The 14638-nt window shown below is 73.2% G+C and carries 16 protein-coding genes; 10 read left to right on the forward strand and 6 right to left on the reverse strand.

Annotated elements, in window-relative coordinates; all coding sequences use genetic code 11:
• The first annotated feature begins 160 nt into the window (after positions 1-160).
• The 4 genes from IPJ95_19020 to IPJ95_19035 are packed head-to-tail and all read left to right on the forward strand — an operon-like array spanning position 161 to position 2033.
• Positions 161-619 (forward strand): GreA/GreB family elongation factor, encoded by a 459-nt coding sequence (locus IPJ95_19020; protein MBK7925695.1) that lies wholly within the window; start codon positions 161-163, stop codon positions 617-619.
• A gap of 4 nt (positions 620-623) precedes the next feature.
• The gene (locus IPJ95_19025; protein ID MBK7925696.1) at positions 624-1001 is read left to right on the forward strand and encodes a co-chaperone GroES; all 378 of its coding nucleotides are present in this window, start codon (positions 624-626) and stop codon (positions 999-1001) included.
• A 58-nt stretch (positions 1002-1059) separates the two neighbouring features.
• Positions 1060-1572 carry a hypothetical protein gene (locus IPJ95_19030; GenBank protein MBK7925697.1) on the forward strand — a complete coding sequence of 171 codons (513 nt, stop codon included), beginning with the start codon at positions 1060-1062 and terminating at the stop codon, positions 1570-1572.
• 2 nt (positions 1573-1574) lie between these two features.
• Positions 1575-2033 (forward strand): hypothetical protein, encoded by a 459-nt coding sequence (locus IPJ95_19035; protein ID MBK7925698.1) that lies wholly within the window; start codon positions 1575-1577, stop codon positions 2031-2033.
• Here IPJ95_19035 and IPJ95_19040 read toward each other — a convergent pair.
• Complete coding sequence (locus tag IPJ95_19040; protein MBK7925699.1) at positions 1954-2337, reverse strand: CZB domain-containing protein; 384 nt, start codon at positions 2335-2337, stop codon at positions 1954-1956. The two genes, IPJ95_19035 and IPJ95_19040, sit on opposite strands and share 80 nt — an antisense overlap.
• 105 nt (positions 2338-2442) lie before the next feature.
• Here IPJ95_19040 and IPJ95_19045 point away from each other — a divergent pair, with 105 nt between their 5' ends.
• On the forward strand, positions 2443-2859 hold the full coding sequence (locus tag IPJ95_19045; GenBank protein ID MBK7925700.1) for a DUF983 domain-containing protein: 417 nt from the start codon (positions 2443-2445) through the stop codon (positions 2857-2859).
• A 17-nt stretch (positions 2860-2876) separates the two neighbouring features.
• Here the strand turns inward: IPJ95_19045 and IPJ95_19050 are convergent, their stop codons facing one another.
• From IPJ95_19050 to IPJ95_19060, 3 genes are read right to left on the reverse strand one after another with little or no spacing between them, the layout of a single operon-like run.
• Positions 2877-3107 carry a zf-HC2 domain-containing protein gene (locus tag IPJ95_19050; protein MBK7925701.1) on the reverse strand — a complete coding sequence of 77 codons (231 nt, stop codon included), beginning with the start codon at positions 3105-3107 and terminating at the stop codon, positions 2877-2879.
• Between the two features lie 19 nt (positions 3108-3126).
• Positions 3127-3684 carry an RNA polymerase sigma factor gene (locus tag IPJ95_19055; GenBank protein ID MBK7925702.1) on the reverse strand — a complete coding sequence of 186 codons (558 nt, stop codon included), beginning with the start codon at positions 3682-3684 and terminating at the stop codon, positions 3127-3129.
• On the reverse strand, positions 3681-3890 hold the full coding sequence (locus IPJ95_19060; GenBank protein MBK7925703.1) for a DUF2892 domain-containing protein: 210 nt from the start codon (positions 3888-3890) through the stop codon (positions 3681-3683). The genes IPJ95_19055 and IPJ95_19060 overlap by 4 nt, the downstream gene beginning before the upstream one ends.
• A 165-nt stretch (positions 3891-4055) precedes the next feature.
• Here IPJ95_19060 and IPJ95_19065 point away from each other — a divergent pair, with 165 nt between their 5' ends.
• From IPJ95_19065 to IPJ95_19080, 4 genes are all read left to right on the forward strand, one after another.
• Entirely contained in the window at positions 4056-4397 is a 342-nt protein-coding gene (locus IPJ95_19065; protein ID MBK7925704.1) for a hypothetical protein, read from the forward strand.
• Between the two features lie 101 nt (positions 4398-4498).
• On the forward strand, positions 4499-5782 hold the full coding sequence (locus IPJ95_19070) for a TolC family protein (GenBank protein ID MBK7925705.1): 1284 nt from the start codon (positions 4499-4501) through the stop codon (positions 5780-5782).
• Complete coding sequence (locus IPJ95_19075; GenBank protein MBK7925706.1) at positions 5779-7089, forward strand: efflux RND transporter periplasmic adaptor subunit; 1311 nt, start codon at positions 5779-5781, stop codon at positions 7087-7089. The genes IPJ95_19070 and IPJ95_19075 overlap by 4 nt, the downstream gene beginning before the upstream one ends.
• 4 nt (positions 7090-7093) lie before the next feature.
• A complete protein-coding gene (locus IPJ95_19080; protein MBK7925707.1) occupies positions 7094-10321 on the forward strand; it encodes an efflux RND transporter permease subunit in 3228 nt (1075 codons plus the stop codon).
• Positions 10322-10375: 54 nt separating this feature from the next.
• On the opposite strand, the gene IPJ95_19085 is transcribed toward IPJ95_19080, so the two are convergent.
• Together IPJ95_19085 and IPJ95_19090 are read right to left on the reverse strand one after the other, a co-directional pair.
• Positions 10376-11323, reverse strand: coding sequence for a DUF882 domain-containing protein (locus tag IPJ95_19085; GenBank protein ID MBK7925708.1), 948 nt, complete (start codon positions 11321-11323; stop codon positions 10376-10378).
• Between the two features lie 74 nt (positions 11324-11397).
• On the reverse strand, positions 11398-13083 hold the full coding sequence (locus IPJ95_19090) for a L,D-transpeptidase family protein (protein ID MBK7925709.1): 1686 nt from the start codon (positions 13081-13083) through the stop codon (positions 11398-11400).
• Positions 13084-13206: 123 nt separating this feature from the next.
• On the opposite strand from IPJ95_19090, the gene IPJ95_19095 reads away from it, so the two are divergent.
• Positions 13207-14601, forward strand: coding sequence for a nitronate monooxygenase (locus tag IPJ95_19095; GenBank protein ID MBK7925710.1), 1395 nt, complete (start codon positions 13207-13209; stop codon positions 14599-14601).
• The last annotated feature ends 37 nt before the right edge of the window (positions 14602-14638 follow it).

Here is a 14638-nt window from a genome sequence, read left to right on the forward strand (position 1 = left end):
CATGCCGGCACGTAAGTTCCATCCGAGCAAGGCATTAGCCAAGGGCCTATGGCCTGTGGCGGTGGCTGGCGATATAATGGAACAGTCGATGGACCTTGGACGCCCCGGGCGAGTCTCAGTTCTGGCCCGGGCCGTTTCCTTTTTTTCCCCGAGTGGCATCATGCTGCGTGAAATGCGGGCCAAGCTGGGCGCTGAAATCGAGCAGCTCAGTCATGAACTCAATATCCTGATCCCCCAGGCCATCGCCACGGCGGTGGAACTGGGCGACCTGCGGGAGAATTCCGAGTACAAGGCCGCCCTGGAGCGCCAGCAGTTCGTCCAGGCCCGGCTGGGCCAGCTGCACCAGCGGCTGGCGCAGGTCAGTCAGCTCTCGACCACCGAGACGCCGGCCGACCAGGTGGGCCTCGGCTCGAGCGTGCGGGTCCTCGACCTCGACACCAACGAGGAGGAGACCTTCATGGTGGTGCTGGCCGAGATGATGGACATCGAGGCCGGGCACATCTCGCTCGCGTCCCCGCTGGGCCGCGCCCTCAAGGGGCGGAAGGTGGGTGAGGAGATCGCGCTGCGGCTCCCCCGCGGGCAGCGGACGCTGCGGGTCCTCGAAATCCGCCAGCCCTGAGCCGATGCCCATGGACTTCCCCCGCAAGCAGCTCATCCTGGTCGGTGACCGGGTGCTGATCGCGCCTGAAGAGGGAGAGGAGCGGACCCGCGTGGGGCTCTACCTCCCCGCGACGGCGCTCGACGCCCAGCAGGTGCAGAGCGGGCTGGTGATCGCCGTGGGCCCCGGCGACCCCGCCCCCGACCTGGCCAGCGCGGCCGACGACGAGCCGTGGAAGGTCAGTGACCGGCCGATGCGCTGGCGGCCGATGCAGGCGCGGGTGGGGGACCACGCGATCTTCTTCCGCAAGGCCGCGGTGGAGATCACCTTCGAGGAAAAGAAGTACCTCGTGGTCCCCCAGGCGGCGATCCTGGCGCTGGTGCGCGAGGACCTGCCCATCTAGCCGGGTCCCGGCGCCCCGCTCAGTTGAACTCGCCCTACGCCCCGCGATACTATTCACCATGCCGCTCACCCGCTTCCCCGATCACGAAGACAAGCGGGTCTTCCTGTCCACCGTCCCGGCCCTCAACCTCCCGCCGGCGCCGGGCGCCTACTCCGATCGCGTGTCCGTCGCCGTACTGTGGCTCGAGGCCGGCAGCCAGGCGCTGCAGGAGCTCTCGCAGGAGTTTGCCCTCGCGCTGATCGAGAAGGGCGGCCTCGCGGTGGTGCTCGGCGGCAGCGGCGCCGAGGCGGCGGCGGCCATCTTCGACGAGGCCGCGGCCGAGACCACCCACGCCGACCGGGAAGACGAAGCGGTCGGTCTCTGGACCGACCCCGAGGCCAGCGTCGAGGACCTGTTGTTCCTCGCAGGGGAGGAGGCCATGCCGCCCGACGCCTTCGCGGACCAGCCGTGGGACCTCGTGGTGTGGGCCCGCAGCGGCGACCCGGTGGTGCCGAAGCTCCGCGCCGCGCTCAACCGCCTCAGCGCCATCGTCGACGAACGCTACGAACTCGGCGGCGAGGACGAGGGCTGACCGTGGGGCTGCTGCGCCGGCGGGCCGCGGTGCCCGTCAGCGAGCGCGCCCGCGCCCTGCGCCTCCTCACCTGGGGCTGCCTGCTGCTGGCGGGGCTCGCCCTCGGACTGCTCGTGGCCGGGACCAAGGGGTGGGTCCCGCGCGAGACCACCGGCTCCGCGACCACGATGTTCGTCGGGCTCCTGCTGGCGGCGACCTGGACCGGACTCCGGGCCCAGCGGCAGGCCGTGGCCGACCGGGAGCGGGAAAGCGAGCGCGCCATGGTGATCGTCCTCGCCGCCCAGCTGGGGCAGCAGGATGACGACACCCTGGCGCGCATGGTCGCGAACGGTGGCCCGGCGGGTGAGGCGGCAGCGGGCATCCTGGCCGGCCGCCGGAACCCTAAAGCGTCCGCTGCCACTCCATCATCTTCGCGGTCAACGCCACCGAGGCCTCGGTCCACGCCCCCTTCGGGCCGATGAGCTGCTCCGCCTCCGACCGCTTCCCGGTGGTGGCGAGGGTCAAGACCTCCGCTGACCGCACGTGGAACTCGGCGTGCAGCTTGCGCACAACGTCATGGAACGGCGTGCGCTTGAGGGCCGCGTCACATCCGTGCAGCCACTTGCCGAACGCACAGTGGTTGTCGAGCCGGACGACCTTCACGTCCTGGTCGGTGCCGCCCTGGGCCAGGGCACTCTTGAGCCGGCTCTTCCACATTCCGTGCGCCGCAATCGCCTGCTGCAGTTCGGCCTTGGTGCTGGCGACGACTTCCGTGCTGATGCCCATGCCGCTGTCCCCTTCCTGGTGTGCGGATCCCGGTCAAGCGCAGAACCCCTCCGTCCAGCTTCGGCCGACGCGCGCCATTCCTTGAGCGACACGGTAGATTCGCCGATGATGCCGCTCCGCCTCCTCGCCCCGTTTGCGCGCGCCCTCCGGCTGCGCTGCCCCGCCTGCGGCGGGGGGCCGGTGTTCGTGGCCTGGCTGCGGATGTGCCCCAGCTGCCCCAGCTGCGGGCTGCGTTTCGACCGGGAGCCGGAGGGGGGCTATTGGGTGGGTTCCAACGCGATCAACCTCTTCGCCACCGAGGCGGTGTTCGCGCTGGGGCTGGTGGGCGTACTGGTGCGGACCTGGCCGGAACCACCGTGGGACGGGCTCCTGTGGGGCGGGATCGGCCTGATGGTGTGCTTCCCGGTGATCTTCTTCCCCTGGTCCAAGACGCTGTTCGTGGCCGTGGACCTGAGCATCCGGCCGCCGGAACCGGGGGACTACGAGAAGCCCCGGGAACCCGCGGCCCGGCGCCGCGCCTGACGCCGGGGCGCCTTCCGCTACGATTCGGCGGCGAGGCGCTCGTGCAGCCGCCGGGCGCGCTCGGGGTCGAGCGGGGGCGGCAGGGCCAGTTCCTTCCGCAGCTCGGCCACCTGGCGCGCGAACTCCCCGCCGAAGCGTTCGCACCAGTCGCAGCCGCGCACGTGGTCCTGCACCTGGGCCACCTCCGCGGGACCGAGGTCGCCGTCGAGATAATCCGACAGGCGCTCGAGCACCTCGCGGCAGCGCAGTCCCCCGACCATCCGCTCGCTATTCGCCATGGGCCCTCCGCAGTTCGGCGGCCAGCCGCAGCCGCGCGCGGTGCAACCGGGTCTTGAGGGCGGGCAGCGCCAGCCCCATCAGGGCGGCCGCCTCTTCCCCGCTGAATCCCTCGAGCTCCCGCAGCACGATCACCTCGCGGTCCAGCGGGCTCAGCTGCTGCAGCGCGCCCTCCAGCAGGGCACGACGGTCGGCCACCGCCACCCGTTCCGCGCCCGCGTCACTGCCCCAGCCCGCCTCGCACCCCAGGGCCTCGAGGGGGAGGTGGTCGCCCGGCTCGTCGACCCGGCGCCGGTGCAGCCGGTGCAGCGCATGCCGCCCGATGGTGAGCAGCCATCCCCGGGCGGAGTCGGCCCCGCGGAAGCTGTCCGCGGCGCGCCAGGCGGCCAGGAAGGCCTCCTGCAGGGCGTCCTCCGCGTCCGCCTCGGTACCCGCGATCATCCGCAGGTAGCGGAAGAGCGCGTCCTGGTGCCGGGTGACGAAGCGGTCGTACGCGGCGCGGTCGCCGCCGGCGGCGTGCCGGAGCAGCGCCGCGTCGGGCTCACTCAACGCCGGGCCGCTGGGCAGGTGCTGAAGCCGAACACGGTGTACAGCGGGCAGCTGCCCAGCAGGCCGGTGGCCAGCGGCACCACGCCGAGGAAGCCCCAGGGGGTCTTGGGCCCGACGAAGGCGATGGCGATCAGGCCGAGACCGAGGGCGACCCGCGCGCCGCGTTCGATCGGGTGTTCGTTGGTCGGGAGCAGCTTGGCCAGCATGGGGCACCTCGGTTGGTAGGGGGCAGCAGACATCGTCGCAGCAATCCTGCCCAGGAGAGCCGGATCCGCCCGGAAAGGATTCACCCGGTGCGCCCAGCGCGATCCTGAGGTACTGTTAACAGACCCTTCAAGTCGGAATCATCACTCCTGGCTGACCTTGGACCCATGAGCCTGCCGTCCCGCCTGCTCGCCCTGCTGCTCCTCACCCTGGTGCTCGCCACGAGCACAGGGGTGGAGGCTGGCTGTGGCGGGCCGACACCGGCGCCGGCAGAGCATCATGGCGGGCACCACCCCGAGGCGCCAACCCGGCACCACCCCGGCCACCCCTGTCCGGTGCTCCCCGGCGCCGCGTGCCTGACCATGGCGGGCTGCCTGTCGGCTGGTGCCCCGCCGGCGGCGCAGGTTCTTGTGCTGTCGCCGACGAGGTCGGTCCAGCCGGCCGCGCCCTTGCTTCCCGCACTGCCTCCCCGGGACCTCACCCCCGACAGCCCCCCTCCACGCGCCTGATCCAGGGCCATCGCCTCGCCGTGACCGGGAGCTGAGACCCGGCCGGCGGGAGCCCCCGGGGAGCCTCCCCGCGGGCGCTTCACCTGGATCGGGATGCACCCATGCGAATCGTCGTCATTGTCCTGGGCCTCGCGCTGCTGGCGCGGGATGCCCAGGCCCAGGCCGCGCCTCCCCTGACGCTGGCGGAGCTGTACCGTCGGATCGAGCCCACCAGCCCGCGGCTGGCCGCGGCGCGCGCGCGCAGCGACGCCGCGCGCGCCCGGATCGGACCCGCCAGTCGCTGGCCTGACCCGGCCATCCAGCTGGCCCTGATGAACCGGAGCCTGCCACGCCTCGGGCTCTCCGATCCCCTCGGCATGACCCAGCTCCAGATCATGCAGATGGTGCCGGTGGCGGGCAAGACCGGGCTCGCGGTGCGGGCCGCGCGCGCGGGCGCCGAGGCCGAGGCGGAACGCACCCGGGAGATGGCGCAGGACGTCCGCGCCGACGCCGCGATGCGCTTCTTCGACCTCTACCAGGCCGACGCCACGCTGGGGCTGATGCGCGAGGGACGCCGCCTCCTCGGCGAGGCGCTCCGCGCAGGTGAGGCGATGTACGCCAGCGGGAGCACGCCGCAGGCCGTGGTACTGCGCGCCCAGGTGGAGCTGGCCCGCATGGACGAGGCGGTGCTCCGCATGGAGGGCATGCGGGCCACGATGGCGTCCGCCCTGAACGCCCTCGCGGAACTCCCGCTCGATGCCCCGGTCGGCACGCCCACGCTGCCGGCCTTTCCGGCGGCCCCGCCCCCGGTGGACAGTCTGGAGGCGCTGGCGCTCGCGCGCCGACCGATGCTCGCCGCGGGCGCGCTCGACGCGGCCCAACGTGACCTGCTGGCCCGTCGCACCGCACGGGAGATCTGGCCCGACCTGACGCTGGGCGTGATCTACGGCCAGCGGCCGATGCCGGACGGCGGCACCGACCGGATGGCCAGCTTCATGCTCGGGTTCACCCTCCCGCTCACCCCCGGCAGCCGCCAGCGCCAGATGACCAGCGAGGCGCGGGCCATGCATGCCGAGGCCGTGGCCGACCTCGCCGCGATGCGGCTCGAGACCCGTACCCGCATCGGCGCGCTGGCGGCGGAGCTCACCCGCACCGCCGCGACGCGCCGGCACTACCAGACCATCCTGCTGCCGGAACTCGAGGCCGCGACCGGCTCCGCGTTGTCGGGCTACCGTGCCGGCCAGGTGGACCTCATGACCCTGCTCGAGAGCCAGATGGGCCTGATCGCGGCCCGCCAGGAGCTGGTCCGGCTCGACGCCGAGACCGGCAAGGCCTGGGCGGAACTCGAGATGCTCACGACCATGACCTTCCTGGCCGCCGCGTCGGCCGACGGAGCCACCCGATGACCGCCCCCACCTACGAGGTCCCGAGCAGCCGCGCCCGCGCCATCGGGACGGTGCTGTCCGTGCTGGTGCTCGCCGCCGCCATCCTGGCCGCGTGGCGCCTGGCCCCGCGGGGCGCGCCCGCGGCCGGCACGCCAGCCGGCCATCAGCATGGCGCCGCGGTCTCCGGGGCCGGGGCAGGACCGGTGCAGCTCAGCGACACGGACCAGCGCCGTATCGGGATCACCTTCGCCCCCGTGACCGCCGCCCCGCTCAGCCGCAGCGTTCGGGTGGTGGGGCAGGTGACGTTCGACGAGACCCGCGTGCGGACGGTGTCCCCGCGGATCGAGGGCTGGGTGGAGCGGCTGCAGGCGGACTTCACCGGCCAGGTCGTCCAGGCCGGCCAGCCGCTGCTCACCCTGCATGCCCCCATGCTCACCAGCGCGGCCGAGGAGCTGCTGCTCGCCCGGCGGCTGCAGGCGGAGGTGTCGGAGGCCACGCCGGAGGCGCGGGCCCAGGCCGCGCGGCTGGTGTCCTCCGCGCGGCAGCGCCTGGCCAGCTGGGGCATCCCGGCCGACGTGATCGCGGGCATCGACAGCAGCGGGGTGGCGCCGCGGACCCTCACCCTGCATGCGCCGGTCACCGGCGTGGTCCTGGAGAAGGCGGTGCTCCAGGGCCAGCGGGTGATGGCCGGCGACGCGCTCTACCGCATCGCGGACCTGAGCGTGGTCTGGCTCGAGGGGGAGGTGTTCGAGCAGGACCTCGGCGTGACCCGCGTGGGGCAGACCGTCACGGCCGAGTTCCAGGCGCTGCCGGGCGAACCGCGTGATGGACTGATCACCTACGTCTACCCGACGCTCGACCCGGCCACGCGCACCGGCCGGATCCGGGTGGCGTTCCAGAACCCCGGGCTGCGACTCAAGCCGGGGATGTTCGCCACCATCAAGTTCAGCACCCGCAGCACCGGCCCGGTGCTGAGCGTACCCCGCAGCGCGGTGCTCAGCACCGGCGCGCGGCACCTCGTGTTCGTGCGGCGCGCCGACGGCAAGTTCACCCCGACCGACGTGGAGCTCGGCGCCCAGACGGAGGACCGGCTGGAGATCCTCCGCGGGCTCGCGCCGGGCGACACCGTGGTGGCCTCCGCCACCTTCCTGCTCGACGCGGAGTCCAACCTCGGCACCCTGCTGGGGGGCATGGGCGACATGCCCGGGATGGACCTGACGGCGCCGGGGGCGCCGGCGGCCCCGCCGACCAGCCCCACGCGACACGAAGGGATGCCGGGCATGGCCCCGCCGGCCGCCCCGGCCCGGCCCTCGGGTCAGGGGGAGTGACGCCATGCTCGAACAGATCATCGACTGGGCGACGCGCCACCGGGCGCTCGTGCTGCTGTGCACCCTCTTCGCGGTGGCGGGCGGGGCGTGGGCGGTGCGGCACACGCCGCTGGAGGCGCTGCCGGACCTGAGCGACGTGCAGGTGATCGTGCAGGCGGAGTACGGGGAGCAGGCGCCGCGCATCGTCGAGGACCAGGTCACCTACCCGATCGCGGCGGAGATGCTCAAGGTCCCCGGCGCGCGGACGGTCCGCGGGTACTCGTTCTTCGGCGTGTCGTTCGTGTACGTGATCTTCGCCGACGGCACCGACCTCTACTGGGCACGGAGCCGGGTGCTCGAGTACCTCAATGGCATCAAGGGCCGGCTGCCGGCGCCCGTCACCCCGACCCTCGGTCCCGACGCCACCGGCCTCGGCTGGGTGTACCAGTACGCCATCGAGGACACCACGGGGCAGCTGGACCTCGCCGCGCTGCGGGGCCTGCAGGACTGGTACCTGCGCTACGCCCTCACGGCGGTGCCGGGCGTGGCCGAGGTGGCCTCGCTGGGCGGGTTCGAGAAGCAGTACCAGGTGGACCTCGACCCGGCGCGACTGCAGGCGTACGGCATCCCGATCACCCGGGTGATGGCCGCCCTCCAGAACGCCAATTCCGACGTGGGCGCCATGGTGGTGGAGCTCTCCGAACGGGAGCACATGGTGCGCGGCCTCGGGTACCTCAAGTCCATTGCCGACATCGAGGAGGTGGTGGTCGGCGCCACGGCGAGCGGCGTGCCGGTGCGGGTGGCGGAGCTGGGCCGGGTGACGGTGGGCCCGGCGGCGCGGCGCGGCATCGCCGACCTCGACGGCCGGGGCGACGCGGTGGGCGGCATCGTGGTCATGCGCTTCGGCGAGAACGCCCTCGCCACCATCGACGCGGTGAAGCGGCGGCTGGCGGAGGTGGCAGCCGGGCTGCCGCCGGGGGTGGTCATCCGCCCGGTGTACGACCGCAGCGGGCTCATCCGCGACGCCATCGCCACCCTGCGGGGCACGCTGGTGGAGGAGAGCCTGATCGTCGCGCTGGTGTGCCTGGCGTTCCTGCTGCACGCCCGGTCGGCGCTCGTGGCGGTCCTCACGCTGCCGGTGGGGATCCTGATCGCGTTCCTGCTGATGCGCTGGGTGGGCGTGGGCGCCGACATCATGTCGCTGGGCGGCATCGCCATCGCCATCGGGGCCATGATCGACGCGGCCATCGTGATGATCGAGAACATGCACAAGCACCTCGAACGCCACGCCGCGGAGAGCCCCGGCGTGCCCCTGGAGGGCGAGGCGCGCCGGGCGCTGGTGAGCCGGGCCGCGCGCGAGGTGGGACCGGCGCTGTTCTTCTCGCTCCTGATCATCACGGTCTCCTTCCTGCCGGTGTTCGCGCTCGAGGGGCAGGAGGGCCGGCTGTTCAAGCCGCTGGCGTTCACCAAGACCTTCGCGATGGCGGCGGCGAGCCTGCTCTCGGTGACCCTGGTGCCGGTGGCGATGGGGCTCTTCATCCGGGGGCGGATCGTGCCGGAGCGGGCCAACCCCGTCAACCGCCTGCTGGCCTGGCTGTACCGGCCGGTGATCGGCCTGGTGCTGCGCCACCGCTGGCCGACGCTCGCGATGGCGCTCGCCGCGCTCATCGTGAGCTGGGTGCCATGGACCCGGATCGGCGGGGAGTTCATGCCGCCGCTCGACGAGGGGTCCATCCTCTTCATGCCGACCACCCTGCCCGGCGCCAGCGTGGCGCGGGCGCGGGAGATCCTGCGCATCCAGGACGGCGCGCTCCGGGGCATCCCCGAGGTGGCCTCGGTGTGGGGCAAGGCCGGCCGCGCGGAGACCGCCACCGACCCGGCCGGCCTCGACATGTTCGAGACCACCATCACCCTCAAGCCGCGCGCCGAGTGGCGCGCCGGCATGACCACCGACCGGCTGATCGCGAGCATGGACAGCGCGGTGCGCCTGCCGGGCGTGACCAACGCCTGGACCATGCCCATCAAGGGCCGGATCGACATGCTCGCCACCGGCATCCGGACGCCCGTCGGGGTCAAGATCTTCGGCCCAGACCTCGGCGTGCTCGAGCGGCTGGGGCGCGAGGTGGAGGCGGCGGTGAAGATGGTGCCCGGCACCCGCAGCGCCTTCGCGGAGCGGGCGGAGTCGGGCTACTACCTCGACATCGCGATCGACCGGGCGGCCGCGGCCCGGCACGGCCTCAATGTGGGCGACGTGCAGACGGTCATCGCCACCGCCATCGGGGGGATGACGGTCACCCGCACGGTCGAGGGGCGCGAGCGCTACGGCGTCCGCATCCGCTACCCGCACGAGCTGCGGGACAATCCCGACCGCCTCCTCGACGTGCTCATCCCCGCCGCCCACGGCGCGCCACGCGCGGGCGACGGGACCGGTGGCATGGGCATGCCCGGCGCCGCGCCCGCCCCGGGCAGCGCGAGCTACGTGCCCCTCGGCCAGGTGGCGACGATCCGGCAGGTGGCGGGCCCGATGGTGGTGCGCACCGAGGGGGCCGTGCCCACGGCCTGGGTCTACGTGGACGTGGCCGGCCGCGACATCGGCGGCTACGTGGCCGAGGCCCAGCGCATGGTGCGCGGGATGGTCACGCTGCCGCCGGGCTACTCCATCAGCTGGAGCGGGCAGTTCGAGTACATGCAGCGGGCGGCGGAGCGGCTGCGGGTGGTGGTCCCGGCCACCCTCGCGATCATCTTCCTGCTGCTGTACCTCAACTTCGGCCGCCTGGCGCCCGCGGCGCTGGTGATGCTCTCCCTGCCCTTCGCGCTGGTGGGCGGGGTATGGCTGCTCTACCTGCTGCACTTCAACTGGTCGGTCGCGGTGGCGGTCGGGTGCATCGCGCTGGCGGGGGTGGCGGCGGAGACGGGCGTGGTGATGCTCCTCTACCTGGACCAGGCCTGGGCGGCGCGACGGGGCCCGGCCGCCACCGTCGCCGACCTGCACGCGGCCATCGTCGAGGGCGCGGTGGAGCGGGTCCGCCCCAAGATGATGACGGTCACGGCCATCATGGCCGGCCTGCTGCCGATCCTCTGGGGAAACGGCGCGGGCGGCAGCGTCATGCAGCGGATCGCCGCCCCCATGGTGGGCGGGATGCTGAGCTCCACGGTGCTGACCCTGGTGGTGATCCCCGCGGCGTACTCGGTGTGGCAGGAGGCGGCGCTGGGCCGGGCGCGGCGGGCGGCGGCGGTGCCGGTGACGCGCTGAGTCAGGGGGGCGCGAGGTGGAATGCGGAGGGCCGCGGCCGGCCGGCGGGCGGCGCTACCAGCGCGCGGGGGTGCCCCGTACGTCCACGTGCACGAACGGGCCGTGCGCCGCGGTGGCGCGATACACCCCGATGCCGCCGGTCACGGTGGGGTGCGCCTGCTCCACCCGGTCGGCCAGGCCCGCCAGCCAGCGGGCATCGCGCACCGTCACCCGGCCGTCACCATCGAGGTCATCCATCTGCCCGTTGCCGTCGGCGTCCACGAAGATGTCGGCGGCGTCGCCGTACATGTGCCGGCTGTCCCGGGCGCGGCCCCCCCGGGCGCCCACGCCCAGGGCATTGTACTGCGGCGTGCGGAAGCCCGACATCACCCGCAGCGCGGACGGCTTGCCCAGCGCCTCGAGCTCGGCGGCGATCAGCTCCAGCTTGTCGAGCAGCGGCAGCTGGATCACCAGCACCTTGGGCCAGACCTGGGCCTGGTCGTGGGTGAGGAAGTCGCGCACCCGGAAGCTGACCGAGAGCGGCTGGTCCTGGTTCTCGGGGGTGACCTCGAGGAAGCCCTCCGGCAGCGGGTAGCGGCTCGGGGCGCGCCCCGTCCGCTCCCCGGGCCAGTACCCCACGCGGTAGCCGTTCCAGAGCGCGCCCCGCTTGGCGCGCAGCGGCACCAGGGCGAGGGCGCTGATGGGGCCGCCGTCGGGCGCCGAGAGCCCGGTGGGGTGGAGGCCCGGCTGCCCCGCGGCGAGCGCGGGCACCAGGGCCGCGAGCGGCGACACCCGGGCGCTGTCGGCCGAAACGCTCACCGCGCGCAGCCGCCCGCTCAGCCCCAGGTAGGGGCGCAGCGTGGTGGTGAGCGTGTCACCACTGGAGTCCGGCAGCGCGGCGACGACCGGCGCGGACGGGGCGGGCGTGGCCATGGCGAGCAGGCCCGCGAGCATCCCGGCGCCCAGCGCCGCGACACTCGCCAGGCCCGCCACCTTCCGCACCAGTCCGCCCACGTGGGTCATGCTCCAGAGTCTCGGCGTCGAGGGGCGGGGAAGTTAGCCCCGGGACGGGCGCCGGCGAAACCCGGCGGCCGGGGTCAGGTTCCCGGGGCGACCACCGGCCGGACCGGCGCGGCCCGCGCCACCCGGTAGGGATAGCCCTTGCGCAGCAGCTGGTCGAGGGTCTTGTCGTGCCCGTAGATGTCGGGGTAGAAGAAGACGTCGCCGTTGCCGCGCGCCACCGCCGTGGCGTAGGTGATGTGCACCGGGATGCGCTGCCGGAAGCGCACGGTGGTCGGCGCCTCCGCCCGCATGGCGGTGCGGATGGCCTCGTCGGTCCACTCCGGCTGGTCCCGGAGCAGGAACTGGGCAAGGGCAAAGGGATCGCCCAGCCGGATGCAGCCGTGGCTCGCGTCCCGACGGGTGCGCTCGAACAGCGCCTTCGACGGCGTGTCGTGCAGGTAGACCTGGTAGTCGTTCGGCATGATGAACTTGACCGTGCCCAGCGCGTTGTGCGCGCCGGGCGTCTGTCGCACCCGCACCCCCTGGCCGATCCGCGCAATGTTCTCCGGCCACGGCGCGATCGGCTCCCCCTGCTCCACCAGCTCGTAGCGGTTGCGGGTCAGGAAGTCCGGGTCCTTGAGCGCCGCGGGCTTGATCTCGTTGGTGGCGATCGTCGGCGTCACGTCCCAGTAGGGCGAGAAGATCAGGTACTCGAGGTCGGCGGAGAACACCGGGGTCTCGGTCTTGAACGCGGTGCCCACCACCACGTTCATCGCGAGCATGGTGGACTCGTCGAGGTCCAGGGTCCGGAAGGCATAGAGCCGGAAGGCCGGGATGTTGACGATGATGGGCGGGGCGGTGAAGCGCCGCGGCATCCAGCGCCAGCGCTCCAGCGAGAGCTCCATCTGGCGGATGCGCTGGGCAAAGGGCTGCTGCATCCGCCCCCGGGTGGAGTCGCCGATCACGCCGTCGGGAAAGAACCCCTGCCGCATCTGGAACCGCTTCACCGCCTCGACCACCGCCCCGGAGTAGAGCGTGTCGAGGATCGGCGCCGCGGTGCTGTCGCGGTAGTCGCCGAGCAGCCGGAGGAGGCGGCGCAGGGTGGGGGTGCCGGCGTAGGGTTCCCCGGGCCGCAGCCGCCGGGGCATGGGCGGGAGCACCACCAGCGCGCTGTCGCGGGACAGCTCGCGGTAGCGCACCAGCGAGGCCATGAGCAGCCAGTAGTGGATGAAGGGCGGCTCCAGCGCCCGCAGCACGTTGTCAGGGGCCGGACTCGACGCCAGCGCGGTGAGGGTGGCCGTGACGTCAAAGGAATCCGCGGGCACGGTGTAGGTGGCATGCACCGCCTCGGGGCGCACCCGGCCGCGGCGGAGCGCCAGCGCGAGCCGCGCCCCCGCGACCGACAGCGCCACCTCCACCCGCGCCGCCTGGTCGCTGTCCCCCTGGACCCCGCGCGCCAGCTGGGTCTCAAGCCAGGGGGCGTCGTAGTCGAGCGGGTCCAGGCCGCGATTGCCGGCCTCGTCGAGCAGCCGGAGCAGCGCCCGCGCCGGCACGGTGAGCGAGTCGCCCGCGAGCCACAGCGGCGCCCACCCCCGGGCCGCGTACAGCCGGCCCAGGTCGGGCGCCACGTCGGCGAGGTCGGGCCAGCGGAGGTCGGGGTGCCGCGCGGCGGTGACCAGCCGCTGCATCACCTCCTGCGTCGGCGGCGTGGCGGCCAGGCCACGTCCCGAGAGCAGGGCGAGGACCAGCACCAGGAGGGGGGCGTGCGGGGGGGCGCGCATGGCGGGCCATAATCTACGCGCCCGGCGGAAAGCGGAAGAGGCGTATTGGCTTTTGACGTACCGGAGGCGATACTCCCTTCCATGACTCATGCCTTGGCCCTGCCGCCCATCATCCAGGGGGGAATGGGAGTCGGTGTCTCGAACTGGCGCCTCGCCCGCGCGGTCGCGCTCTGCGGCCAGCTCGGCGTCGTCTCCGGCACCGCCCTCGATTCCGTCCTCGTCCGCCGGCTGCAGGACGGCGACCTCGGTGGCCACATCCGCCGCGCCATGGAGCGGTTCCCGCTTCGCCAGGCCGCGGAAGATGCCCTCAAGCGCTACTTCCGGCCCGAGGGCCGCGCCGCCGACGAACCCTACGCCGCCCTGCCGATGTACCGGCAGGGCGCCAGCGCCGAGCGGGAACGGCTCACCATGCTCGCCTCCTTCGTCGAGGTCTTCCTGGCCAAGGAAGGGCACGACCGCCCGGTGGGGATCAACCTGCTCACCAAGATCCAGCTGCCCACGCTGGCCTCGCTGTACGGCGCGATGCTGGCGGGGGTGGACGTGGTGCTGATGGGCGCGGGCATCCCCAAGGAAGTCCCGGCCGCCCTCGACGCCCTGGCCCTGCACCAGCCGGCGGCCATGCGGCTCGAGGTGGAGGGGCTCTCGCCCGAGACGCCGGAGCGGATGCGGCTCATCCCCACCGACCACTTCCCGGTGCCGCCGGCGCCGCTCACCCGGCCGGTGTTCCTGCCGATCATCGCGAGCAACTCGCTGGCCACCATGCTCAGCCGCAAGGCGAGCGGCCGGGTGGACGGCTTCATCATCGAGGGCCCCACCGCCGGCGGCCACAACGCCCCGCCCCGCGGCGAGCCGCGCTTCAATGAGCTCGGCGAGCCCGTCTACGGCGAGCGCGACGTGGTGGACCTGGTCAAGATGAAGGAGCTGGGCCTCCCCTTCTGGCTGGCGGGCGGGGCCGGCCGGCCGGGCCGCCTCAAGGAGGCGCTGGATGCCGGCGCAGCCGGGATCCAGGTGGGGACGCTGTTCGCCTTCTGCGACGAATCGGGGCTCACTCCGGAGCTCAAGGCCTCAGTGCTCAGCCACGTGGCCCGCGGCGAGGTGGCGGTGTTCACCGACCCCGTCGCCTCGCCCACCGGGTTCCCGTTCAAGGTGGTGCAGTGGGATGACGACCCCGCCCGCCGGGTGGAGCGCGCCCGCGTCTGCGACCTGGGCTACCTCCGCACCGCCTACCAGCGCGCCGATGGCCGCCTGGACTACCGCTGCGCCAGCGAACCGGTGGCCACCTACCTCAAGAAGGGCGGCGAGGAGGCCGAGACCGAGGGCCGGAAGTGCCTCTGCAACGGCCTGATGGCGAGCATCGGGCTGGCGCAGGTGCGGAAGGACGCAACCGTGGAGCCGCCGCTGGTGACCAGCGGCGACGACCTGGTGCTGCTGGGCGAGCTGCTGCAGGGCCGCTCCAGCTACACCGCGGCCGAGGCGATCGCCTGGCTCACGAGCGACGTCGGCGCTCCCGCCACGTAGCCCCCGGACGGCACCGCAGCCGGCCAGCCCAACGGGC

The organism is Gemmatimonadota bacterium, from assembly GCA_016713785.1.
Taxonomy (GTDB): Bacteria; Gemmatimonadota; Gemmatimonadetes; order Gemmatimonadales; family GWC2-71-9; genus JADJOM01.

Bases quoted from the DNA above. Each gene is read 5' to 3' on its own strand.
- IPJ95_19020 (MBK7925695.1), top strand. From the start codon at position 161: ATGCTGCGTGAAATGCGGGCCAAGCTGGGCGCTGAAATCGAGCAGCTC.
- IPJ95_19025 (MBK7925696.1), top strand. From the start codon at position 624: ATGCCCATGGACTTCCCCCGCAAGCAGCTCATCCTGGTCGGTGACCGG.
- IPJ95_19030 (MBK7925697.1), top strand. From the start codon at position 1,060: ATGCCGCTCACCCGCTTCCCCGATCACGAAGACAAGCGGGTCTTCCTG.
- IPJ95_19040 (MBK7925699.1), bottom strand. From the start codon at position 2,337: ATGGGCATCAGCACGGAAGTCGTCGCCAGCACCAAGGCCGAACTGCAG.
- IPJ95_19045 (MBK7925700.1), top strand. From the start codon at position 2,443: ATGATGCCGCTCCGCCTCCTCGCCCCGTTTGCGCGCGCCCTCCGGCTG.
- IPJ95_19060 (MBK7925703.1), bottom strand. From the start codon at position 3,890: ATGCTGGCCAAGCTGCTCCCGACCAACGAACACCCGATCGAACGCGGC.
- IPJ95_19065 (MBK7925704.1), top strand. From the start codon at position 4,056: ATGAGCCTGCCGTCCCGCCTGCTCGCCCTGCTGCTCCTCACCCTGGTG.
- IPJ95_19070 (MBK7925705.1), top strand. From the start codon at position 4,499: ATGCGAATCGTCGTCATTGTCCTGGGCCTCGCGCTGCTGGCGCGGGAT.
- IPJ95_19075 (MBK7925706.1), top strand. From the start codon at position 5,779: ATGACCGCCCCCACCTACGAGGTCCCGAGCAGCCGCGCCCGCGCCATC.
- IPJ95_19080 (MBK7925707.1), top strand. From the start codon at position 7,094: ATGCTCGAACAGATCATCGACTGGGCGACGCGCCACCGGGCGCTCGTG.
- IPJ95_19085 (MBK7925708.1), bottom strand. From the start codon at position 11,323: ATGACCCACGTGGGCGGACTGGTGCGGAAGGTGGCGGGCCTGGCGAGT.
- IPJ95_19090 (MBK7925709.1), bottom strand. From the start codon at position 13,083: ATGCGCGCCCCCCCGCACGCCCCCCTCCTGGTGCTGGTCCTCGCCCTG.
- IPJ95_19095 (MBK7925710.1), top strand. From the start codon at position 13,207: ATGGGAGTCGGTGTCTCGAACTGGCGCCTCGCCCGCGCGGTCGCGCTC.